Source organism: Amycolatopsis sp. NPDC059235, from assembly GCF_042754125.1.
GTDB classification, from domain to species: Bacteria; Actinomycetota; Actinomycetes; order Mycobacteriales; family Pseudonocardiaceae; genus Amycolatopsis; species Amycolatopsis albidoflava.
Genome location: NZ_JBHZAG010000168.1, coordinates 1 through 9,752 on the forward strand (window position 1 = coordinate 1; position 9,752 = coordinate 9,752).

Annotated in this window: 9 protein-coding genes; 1 reads left to right on the plus strand and 8 read right to left on the minus strand. The window is 70.1% G+C overall.

Annotation, left to right across the window (positions count from 1 at the left end):
* Positions 1–478 precede the first annotated feature (478 nt).
* From bioD to ACFXI3_RS46480, 5 genes are all read right to left on the minus strand, one after another.
* Positions 479–1,204, minus strand: a complete 726-nt coding sequence (bioD, locus tag ACFXI3_RS46460) for a dethiobiotin synthase (RefSeq protein WP_344268285.1) — start codon at positions 1,202–1,204, stop codon at positions 479–481.
* Between the two features lie 86 nt (positions 1,205–1,290).
* Complete coding sequence (locus ACFXI3_RS46465) at positions 1,291–3,465, minus strand: SulP family inorganic anion transporter (protein ID WP_378408596.1); 2,175 nt, start codon at positions 3,463–3,465, stop codon at positions 1,291–1,293.
* Positions 3,466–3,605: 140 nt separating this feature from the next.
* Positions 3,606–4,892 carry an adenosylmethionine--8-amino-7-oxononanoate transaminase gene (locus tag ACFXI3_RS46470; protein ID WP_344268291.1) on the minus strand — a complete coding sequence of 429 codons (1,287 nt, stop codon included), beginning with the start codon at positions 4,890–4,892 and terminating at the stop codon, positions 3,606–3,608.
* Positions 4,893–4,937: 45 nt separating this feature from the next.
* On the minus strand, positions 4,938–6,167 hold the full coding sequence (locus ACFXI3_RS46475; protein WP_378408598.1) for a cytochrome P450: 1,230 nt from the start codon (positions 6,165–6,167) through the stop codon (positions 4,938–4,940).
* Between the two features lie 25 nt (positions 6,168–6,192).
* The gene (locus ACFXI3_RS46480) at positions 6,193–6,600 is read right to left on the minus strand and encodes an SRPBCC domain-containing protein (RefSeq protein WP_344268297.1); all 408 of its coding nucleotides are present in this window, start codon (positions 6,598–6,600) and stop codon (positions 6,193–6,195) included.
* 53 nt (positions 6,601–6,653) lie between these two features.
* On the opposite strand from ACFXI3_RS46480, the gene ACFXI3_RS46485 reads away from it, so the two are divergent.
* Positions 6,654–7,268: a uridine kinase gene (locus ACFXI3_RS46485; RefSeq protein ID WP_378408600.1), complete on the plus strand. Its 615-nt coding sequence runs from the start codon at positions 6,654–6,656 to the stop codon at positions 7,266–7,268.
* 7 nt (positions 7,269–7,275) lie between these two features.
* Here ACFXI3_RS46485 and ACFXI3_RS46490 read toward each other — a convergent pair whose 3' ends face one another.
* The 3 genes from ACFXI3_RS46490 to ACFXI3_RS46500 all read right to left on the minus strand — a co-directional run bounded on the left by ACFXI3_RS46490 (position 7,276) and on the right by ACFXI3_RS46500 (position 9,576).
* Positions 7,276–8,433 carry a glycosyltransferase family 4 protein gene (locus ACFXI3_RS46490; protein WP_378408602.1) on the minus strand — a complete coding sequence of 386 codons (1,158 nt, stop codon included), beginning with the start codon at positions 8,431–8,433 and terminating at the stop codon, positions 7,276–7,278.
* 95 nt (positions 8,434–8,528) lie between these two features.
* The gene (locus ACFXI3_RS46495; protein ID WP_378408604.1) at positions 8,529–8,921 is read right to left on the minus strand and encodes a hypothetical protein; all 393 of its coding nucleotides are present in this window, start codon (positions 8,919–8,921) and stop codon (positions 8,529–8,531) included.
* A 7-nt stretch (positions 8,922–8,928) separates the two neighbouring features.
* Entirely contained in the window at positions 8,929–9,576 is a 648-nt protein-coding gene (locus tag ACFXI3_RS46500; protein ID WP_378408606.1) for an alpha/beta hydrolase, read from the minus strand.
* Positions 9,577–9,752 lie beyond the last annotated feature (176 nt).

The following is a 9,752-nucleotide window of genomic DNA, read 5'->3' on the forward strand; positions in this document are numbered from 1 at the left end:
GGTCCGATACCCCCACCAGCCTCAGCCCAGCCCGATACCCACGGCACCCAGCCCCACTCAAGCCGACCGATCACCAGACCCAGCCTCAGCCCAGCCCGATACCCACGGCACCCAGCCCCACTCAAGCCGACCGATCACCAGACCCAGCCTCGGCCCAGCCCGATATCCAGGGCACCCAGCCCGGCTCAAGCCGAGCGATCACCCCACCAGCCTCAGCCCAGCCCGCCACCCACAGCACCCAGCCCGGCTCAAGCCGAGCGGCCACCCAACTCAGCCTCGCCTGGCTGAGGTTTTGACTCACCAAACTGTGTTTGATGGCCGCGACTCCGTCGCGGCGGAGAAATCGCCTTCATCCGGTTTCTTCCCTCCCGATCCGCTCGGCCCGGGGGGGCCGATCGGATCGCTCAGTCCAGAAACCGGGGCGATTTCTCGGTGTGGTCGGGTGAGTGGTCAGGGCCAACGGAGGGGTGAGAAGGAGTTAGTTCTGGGTGGAGGCGGCAGCGGTGAAAGCCTCGGGGTCGAACTCACCGCCGAACCACGGGGACAACCCGGACCGGGCCTGGTCGGCGAAGGTCTCGCGATCGGCGGCGCCCAGCCCGGCGGGGAGGGCGCCCAGCAGCGGGGCGCCGGCGGCAACCGGCAGATCGCGGAGGTTTTCCAGGGCGGCCAAGTCCGGCGAGGCGGGCCAGGACCCGATGATGACGCCCACGACGTTCAGGCCCCGCCGGGTGGCGACTTCGGCCGTCAGCGCGGTGGTGTTGAGCGTGCCCAGCCCGGCTTGGGCGACCAGAACCACGGGGGCGCCCAGCGACCAGGCGACATCCGCCAGGCTGCTTCCCTGCGGATCGAACCGGACCAGCAGCCCGCCCGCGCCCTCGACCAGCGTGAGGTCGTGGGTGGAGTCCAGGTCGCTCGCGGCGGCGGCGATCTCGCCGGGGCCGACGGTCGGGAGCCCGGAGCGGCGGGAAGCGGCTTCCGGGGACAGCGGGTCCGGATAACGCCGCAGTTCGCGGATCGTCAGGTCCTTGCCCGCAAGGCGCACCACCTCGGCGAGGTCGCCCGCCTCCCCGGGGAGCACGCCGGTCTGTGCGGGTTTCAGCACCGCGACGCGTTGTCCCTGCGCGAGGGCCAGCGCCGCGATCGCCGCGGTGGCGACCGTTTTGCCGACGTCGGTCCCGGTTCCGGTCATCACGAGCGTCGTCACGAGCCATCAAGATATTGACGTGCTGCCCGATGTCAACACTCGGGGGTTCCCTCGCGCGCACCGGAGGGCACGCGCGAGGGCCCGAGTCAGCCGGCGGGAGCCGCGGCGGGCGCTCCGGCGGCCATGAACTTCCCCGTCGCCGGGTCGGACAGGTACACCTGCGCCTCGCCGACGTCGAAGTACAGCCCGGTCAGCGCCAGCTCCCCGCGCGCTTCGGCCTCGGCCACCAGCGGATATTGCCGCAGATGCGTCAGCTGCTGCAGGACGTTGTGCAACGCCAGCCGGTCCGGTTCGCGCTCCGGGCGGTCCCCGTCGAGGGTCACCGACCCGGCCCGCTTCCGGCTCGGTTCGGCGTGCACCAGCCAGGTCGCCAGCGCGGTGTCCGCGGGCGGACCGCTGGCCAGCGCGCCCATCGCACCGCACGAGGAGTGCCCGCACACCACGATTTCCCGCACGCCCAGCACCCCGACCGCGAATTCGATCGCCGCGTTCGTCGACGGATCGGCCTGCCCGGGCGGCACCAGGTTGCCGATGTTGCGGATGGTGAACAGGTCGCCCGGACCGGACGTGGTGATCAGGTTCGGCACGATCCGCGAATCACCGCAAGTGATGAACAGCGTGTGCGGCTGCTGAGCATGCGCGAGCCCGCTCAGGACGTCCTTCAGCAGCGGCGCGGCCCGGCGCTGGAACTCTGTCGCGCCGCGATGCGTGCGCTGCCCGGGAACCCGCACGTCCACGGCCTGCCAAGCCGACCACGGAGCCAGCCACCTCGGCATCGCGCCCGCCGCCGCGGTGCGCCGGAGCGTCGGGCGGCCTTCCTTGCCCTTGGCGAACCACGGATGCCCGATCTCGTCGACGACCACCGTGCCGCCGGTGCGTTCGTGCGCCTGCTGCCAGGCGGAAAGGCTTTCGAACGCCGCGTGGTCGAGGTAATCGGCGACCAGCTCCAGCGTCACCTTCGACCCCTCCGGGATCGTGCCGAGCACCTTCGTCAGCCGCGGCACCGACAGGAACGTCAGCACGCCTTCGACGATCACCCGCCATTCGCCGCTGTGCTGCTCGGCATGCACGCCCGACCACACGGTGCGGCGCAGCATCAGCAACACGGCAAGCACGATCCCGGCGAGCACGCCGGTCAGCAGGTCGAACACGACGACCCCGGCGACGGTCACCAGGTAAAGCGGCAGATCGCCGTGTCGCAGCACCTGCCGCAGATGCCCGGGATTCACCAGCTTCGCGCCGACGTGCACGAGCAGCCCGGCCAGCGCGGCCAGCGGAATCGACTTCAGCACCCCGGCGAGCGCCACCACGAACACCAGCACCCACACGCCGTGCAGGATCGCCGACGCCCGCGTGCGCGCCCCGGCCGCGACGTTCGTGGAGCTGCGCACGATCACGCCGGTCACCGGCAGGCCGCCGAGCGCGCCGGACACCATGTTCGCCGCGCCCTGGCCGATCAGCTCGCGGTTCAGGTTGGCGCGCGGGCCGTTCTGCAGTTTGTCGACCGCGACCGCGGACAGCAGGCTCTCGACGCTGGCGATCAGCGCGATCGTGACCACCGCGACCGCGACCTGGCCCCATCCGCCGTCCGGCAGCTGCGGCGCGAAGCGGATCTGCAGCAGATCGCCGGACAGTTCGACGCGCGGCAGCGTCATCCCGGCGACGAGGGACACAAGCGTCGCGACAGCGATCGCCGCGAGCGGACCGGGGATTTTCCTGACCGCGGCGGGGAGTTTGGGCCAGGCAAGGAGGATGGCGAGGGTCAGGACGCCGATCAGCGCGGCGGCGTCGTGGTGGGCGGCGATCTGCGCGGGCAGCTGGGCGATGTTCTCCAGCGCCGAACTCTGCGCCTTTCCGCCGAACAGCACGTGCAGCTGGCCGAGAACGATCGTGATGCCGATCCCGGCGAGCATCCCGTGCACGATCGCCGGCGAGATGGCCAGCGCCGCCCGCGCGACGCGGCTCAGCCCGAACAGGATCTGCAGCGCGCCGGCGAGGACGGTGATCAGGCAGGTGACCGCCCACCCGAAGGTGGAAATCGTCTCGGCCATCAGCACGGTGAGCCCGGCGGCGGGCCCGCTGACCTGCAGCGGAGAGCCGCCGAGCGCGCCGGCGACCACGCCGCCGACGACGGCGGCGATCAGCCCGGCGACGATCGGCGCGCCGGACGCGAGGGCGATCCCGAGCGAAAGCGGGACCGCGACGAGGAAGACCACGAGCGAGGCGGGCACGTCGTGGCGAAGCACGGCAAGTCGTCTCATGATCACCAGGAAACCGGGATCCCTGTGAAATGTCCGCTATGTCCCACTCTATGGAGTGGATCTTTATCGAATTACCCACGATCGGGTTGCGCGACTAAGCTCGGACCACTACACGCAGCCACGCCTAACCCGAAGTAACCTCAGGCCTTCGCCGCGGCGGCCCGCATCGCCGACATGATCACCGCCAGGTCCGCGTCGGTGCTGATGTACGGCGGCATCGTGTAGATCAGATCCCGGAACGGGCGCAGCCACACGCCTTCGGCCGTCACCACCTCGGTCGCGACGCCCAGGTCCACCTCGTGATCCAGCTGCAGCACGCCGATCGCGCCCAGCGCCCGCACGTCCACGACGTGCGGCAGCTCCCGGGCCGGCTCAAGTCCTTGCCGCAGCGTGGTTTCGATCCGGGCCACATCGGACTGCCATTGGCCTTCAGCCAGCAAGCCGAGCGAAGCGTTGGCGACCGCCGAAGCCAGCGGATTTCCCATGAATGTCGGGCCGTGCGCGAGCACCGGCAGCTCGCCGCGCGCGATGCCGTCGGCGACTTCAGGCGTGCACAACGCGGCGGCCATCGTGAGGTAGCCGCCGGTGAGCGCCTTGCCGACGCACAGCACATCGGGCGTCACGCCAGCGTGCTCGGCCGCGAAAAGCGTTCCGGTACGGCCGAATCCGGTCGCGATCTCGTCGAACACCAGCAGTACGTCGTGCTCACGAGTCAGCTCGCGCAGCGCTCGCAGGTAACCGGGATGGTGAAACCGCATACCTCCCGCGTTCTGCACCACCGGTTCCACGATCACCGCGGCCAGTTCGTCCGCGTGCTGCTCGATCGCCTTCGCCACTTCGTCCACATAGGACTGGTCGACCGGGGTGTCGAACCCGGACGGCGGCGCCGGCACGAAAACCTGTTCCGGCAGCACTCCTCGCCACAGCGAATGCATGCCGCCGTCCGGATCGCAGACGCTCATCGGCGTGAATGTGTCGCCGTGATAGCCGCCGCGCCAGGTCAGCAGCCGATGTTTGCCGGGCAGCCCGCGAGAACGCTGGTACTGCAGGCACATTTTCACCGCGACCTCGACCGAAACCGAGCCCGAATCGCACAGGAACACGTGCTCGAGCCCGTCCGGAGTCAGGTCGACCAGCGTCTTCGCGAGCCTGATCGCCGGTTCGTGGGTGAGCCCGCCGAACATCACGTGGCTCATCCGCCCGGCCTGCTCCGCGAGCGCCGCGTCGAGCACCGGGTTCCGGTGGCCGTGCACCGCCGCCCACCAGGACGACATGCCGTCGACCAGTTCCCTTCCGTCGGCGAGCTTCAACCGCACTCCGCTCGCCTCTTCCACGAGCAGGGGCGGGACGCGGCTCGGCATCGGCGCGTAGGGATGCCACACGTGCGCGGCGTCGAGGGCGAGGAGATCAGCAGCACTGGGTTCCACCCGCCGACCCTAACCGGGCGGCGGGCGGAACCGCAGTGACAACCGCTACGCCCCGTCCGGCCGCACCGGCAGCGCCAGCACGCCGTGCACCAGCGAACTCGGCCGGTAGACGATGTCCTCGGCGGGCACGGCCAGGCTCAGCTTCGGGAACCGCTTCAGCAGCGAGCCCAGCGCGATCTCCGCCTCCAGCCGGGCCAGCGGCGCGCCGACGCAGTAGTGGATGCCGTGCCCGAACGCGAGGTGCCCGCCGGGCGGGCGGGTGACGTCGAGCGTGTCCGGATCGGGGAACTTCTCCGGGTCGCGGTTGGCCGCCAGCAGCGAAATGTTGAGGAACTCGTCGGTCGGGATGGTGACGCCGCCCGCCTCGACGTCCTCGACCGTGTAGCGCAGCGTCGCGAAGTTGATCGGTCCGTCGAACCGGAGGAACTCCTCGACCGCACCCGGCATCAGACTCGGGTCGGCGCGCAGTTTTTCCGCCTGTTCGGGTGCGCGCAGCAAGGCGAACGTGGCGTTGGCGATCAGGTTGACCGTGGTCTCGTGCCCGGCGATCAGCAGCAGGAACGCCATCGAGATCAGCTCGTCCCCGTCGAGGGAATCGCCTTCGTCGCTGGCGTGCACGAGGTCCGAGAGCAGGTCTTCGGCCGGTTCGGCGCGTTTGCTCTCGACCAGCTGCTGCAGGTAGGCCTGCATCTCGCCCGCCGCCACGGCCTGGGATTCCTCTTCCGCGGCGAACGACAGCAGCGTGTGCGACCAGGCGGTGAACTCGCCGCGGTCCTCGATCCGCACGCCGAGCAGCTCGCAGATGACGGTGATCGGCAACGGCTCGGCGAACGCCTGCACCAGGTCGGCCTGCTCGTGCCCGGTCATCTCGTCGAGCAGCGAATCGGCGATCTCCTGGATCCGCGGCCGCAGCCGGGCGACGGTGCGGGCGGTGAACGCCTTGTTCACCAGCTTGCGCAGCCGCGTGTGGGCCGGCGGATCGCTGTTGAGCATGTGCCGGGTGAGCAGAGTGCCGAAGTCCGGCCCCTGGACGTCCTGGCCGACCTTCGCCGTGATCACCCGCGCCACGTCCGTGCTGTCCTTGCTGACGCGCGGATCGTTGAGCAGCTCGCGCGCCTGCTCGTATCCGCTGACCAGGTAGGACGGGATGCCGCGGCGGGCGGTCATCGGGCACACCGCGCCGGATTCGCGCCGCCGCGCCAGCCATTCGTGCGGGTTCTGCCAGAATTCCTCGCCCGCGTAAGGGAGTTCTTCGGTTTGTTCGTCGACACCCACTGCTGGGACCCCCAGTGCGGTTCGGTCAGCGTTCGGCCAATGCCGCCTCGACGCGCTCGACCACTTGTTTCCAATATGCCCGCTGCTCGGCTTTCTCCGCCACGTCCGCGAGCCGTTCCTGCCGGATTTTCAGCGTGCTGCGCTTGCCGAGATCCGCGACCTCGAGCTCCAGCAGGGAATCGTGGTCCCAGTCCGTCGGCCGCCAGGTGAGCCGCAAGCGGTCGTCGGTGTAACTGCGGATTTCGCCGGTCGTGCCGTGTTCGGTCTCGTATCCGGCCCCGCGCTCGCGCGGCAGCTCGACGCCAGGGCCCAGCCAGATCTCCACCCCGTCCCCCACCAAGAACTCCCATACCCGGCTGCCCGGGTACGGCATCGTGCGGGAAACGGCTGTCTCCCAACCACTCCGCCCGGTCTTGCCCTCCTCGTTGGCCATGCCGCCATCATGGCATCGGGGACCGACGGAAACCGGTGCGGGATCATGCGATCGTGCGCTACCGCCCCATCTCCCCCGACGCCCTGGCCGCCGAGCTGACCGAGCGCGTCGACGCGCTCACCCACCGCCGACGAATCGTGGTCGCGATCGACGGAGCGGCCGGAACGGGCCCGCTCGCCGAGGCGCTGACCGGCCCGCTGAAGCTGCTCGGCCGGGCCGCGCTGCACGTGCCCGCCGCCGGTTTTTTGCGACCAGCGTCACTCCGTTTCGAGCACGGCAAACAAGATCCCGACGCCCGGTATACCGATTGGCTCGACGTGGGCGGTCTGCGCCGGGAAGTCCTGGACCCGCTCGCCGACGACGGCAGCGGAGAAGTGCTGCCCGCGTTGTGGGACGCCGAACGCGACCGCGCGACCAGGCTCCCGCGCGTCCCGGTCCCGGACCGCGGCGTCGTATTAGTCGACGGAGAGTTCTTGCTGGGCGCGGGATTGGCGTTCGATTTCGTGGTGCATTTGTGGCTTTCGCCGGGTGCATTGCGTCGCCGCGTCGCTGACGAATGGGCGCTGCCCGCATACGAACGCTACGAAAACGAAGTCGACCCGAGCGCCCTCGCGGACGTCGTGGTCCGCGTGGACGACCCGCGCCACCCGGCGATCTACGAACCCTGATCCCGGGTCAGCGCACCGCCGCCACCGGATCGCCGTCCAGGAGCGTCGAGAGGCGCTTCGCCATCGTGTCCCAGCGCCAGTTCTCGGCGACCCACGAACGGCCCGCCTCGCCCATCCTGCGGGCGCGGACCGGGTCGGACAGCAGGGCCGCCAGAGTCTCCGCGAGCTGACCCGGGTCGCGGCCGTCGACCACGTGGCCGGTCACCTCGTCCAGCACCGCCTCCGGCGCCCCGCCGGACGTGCCCGCGACCACCGGCAGCCCGGTCGCGGACGCCTCCAGGTAGACGATGCCGAGCCCTTCCACGTCGAGCCCCTTGCCACGGGTGCGGGCAGGCATCGCGAAGACGTCGCCGGCGTTGTAGTGCGCGGGCAGCTCTTCCCACGGCACCGAGCCGGTGAAGACGACGTCGTCGGTGACGTTGAGTGCCGCGGCCAGCTGGGCAAGACGCTTGCGGTACGGACCGCCGCCGACGAGCAGCAACGCCGCACCGGGCACGCGCTCGCGGATCGCGGGCAGCGCGGAGATCAGCATGTCCTGTCCCTTGCGCGGAACCAGCCGCGAAACGCACACGACCGTCGGCCGATCGCCGAGACCGTGCCGGGCGCGGATCTCTTCGCGACCAGCCGGATCGGGCGCGAAAACCGTGGTGTCGACACCACTCGGCAGCATTTCCAGCCCAGCATGCCGACCGAACGCGGCGGCGAACCGGTTGCGCGTGTACTTGCTGACGTACGTGACGACGTCGACAGTCTCGCCGATCCGCCGCAACGCCTGCCGCGAGCCCGGAAGCATCGACCAGCCGACCTCGTGCCCGTGCGTAGACGCGACGATCCGGCGCGCGCCAGCCTGCCGCAGCGGGTGCCCAAGCAGCGCGAGCGGGGCGGCCGCGCCGAACCAGACGGCCTCGCAGTCGCGAGCGCGCATGATCTGCTTCGCGCGGCGCAGGACGTCCGGGGTAGGCAACATCAGCGACGTCGGATGCCGCACGACCTCGAACGGCGCGGCCGCGTCGAACTCGACGTGCGAGCCGCTGCTGCGTTCCCAGGAAGGTGCGTAGACGACCAGGTCGTCCGCGGGCAGCCGGGTGGCCAGCGAATTGAGGTAGTTCTGGATACCCCCGGGGCGCGGCGGGAAGTCGTTCGTCACGAGCAGGGTCCTCAGCACCCCCGCAGGCTACCGACGGATGGTTTCGCCGGAGCGGGCCGGTGAAGCGAGAACGCCTTGCCAGGTACTTGCCGACCTGACGAACAATGCGGTGGTTACCGGTCGGAGACTCGGTCATCGCGACGATGGAGTGCGCCGCGTAGCGCGCTCGTGATCCCGCGTTGCAACCTCCGCAAGATCTTGATCGTCTCCTCGTCCGAAAAGCCGGTCGCGATCGACCAGTCGATGCCGGACCCGAACACGTCGCTGGCGAACACGATTTCGGCGGACACCAGCAGCCGTCGCCAGTCCGGAACGCTGAGCGGCTCACCGGCGGAGAGCGCTGCTTGCAGGCGCCGCCCGTCCTCGTACAGACCAGCCAGGCCCTGGAAGCCCATCGCCACCGCGAGTTCCTCGGTGCAGTGCGCTGGCCCGCTCCACTCACCCAGTCCACGAGACAGCACGGCGCGCTCGTCGTCAGCCAACTCGATCGCCACCAGTTCGTTCACCGGCGAATCATGCCCCGAACGCCCACGCCACCATCAGCGGGAACTCTTCGCGCCAGAACGCGCCACCGTGCGATCCGGCTCGCTCGGTCAAGACGACGTCCGCCCCGGCGTCGCGCAACGCGTCCGCCCACCGGGTCGCGTTCTGGAGGAAGAACGGTTCCTGCGTGCCAGCGACGAGGTACGTGCGCGGAAGCGTCGGCAGGTCAGCGGGCGGTCGATAACCGCCTCCGGGCGAGGCGCACAAAACCGTGCCGTAGCCGTCCGGATGCCGAAGCCCCAGGGCCAGCGCCAATTCTCCACCGGCCGAGACACCGCACACCGCGGTGCGCTCGGCGGGCAACGCCACTCCGAACCTCGATCGCACCCAGTGGCGGACGTCCCGGCGGAAAAACCTCTCGTGCGCCGAGAATCGCTCCGAATCGAAGCCCGGCGAGTACTCCTGAAGCCGCAGGGTTTCATCAGCCGAGCGGTGCACACCGACGATCATCGTGGGCGGCACATCCGCGGCCTCGAGGTCAGTGCCCCACTGCGAGATCAACTCGCCGTCACCGGCGAACACGACCGCCTCGGGCCGATCCGCCGGGACGTAGACCGTGACCTCGCGACCGGCGTCGTATTCGAAGGTCTCGGTGACCAGTTCGCCCGCGAGCGCCATCGTCGGCTCCTCCGGTCAGGCTCGAAGCCAGCGGATTTCCTCGTCGCCGGTTCGCGGCCGGCCGGGAAACGACACCGGGGCGGGCCCGCGGCCGGCGGTGCCGCCCCCGGGGGGGGCGTACGGCCGGTCCCGCGGCCCCGCGCGCGCCCCCCCGACCCGGGTGTTATACACAAAAA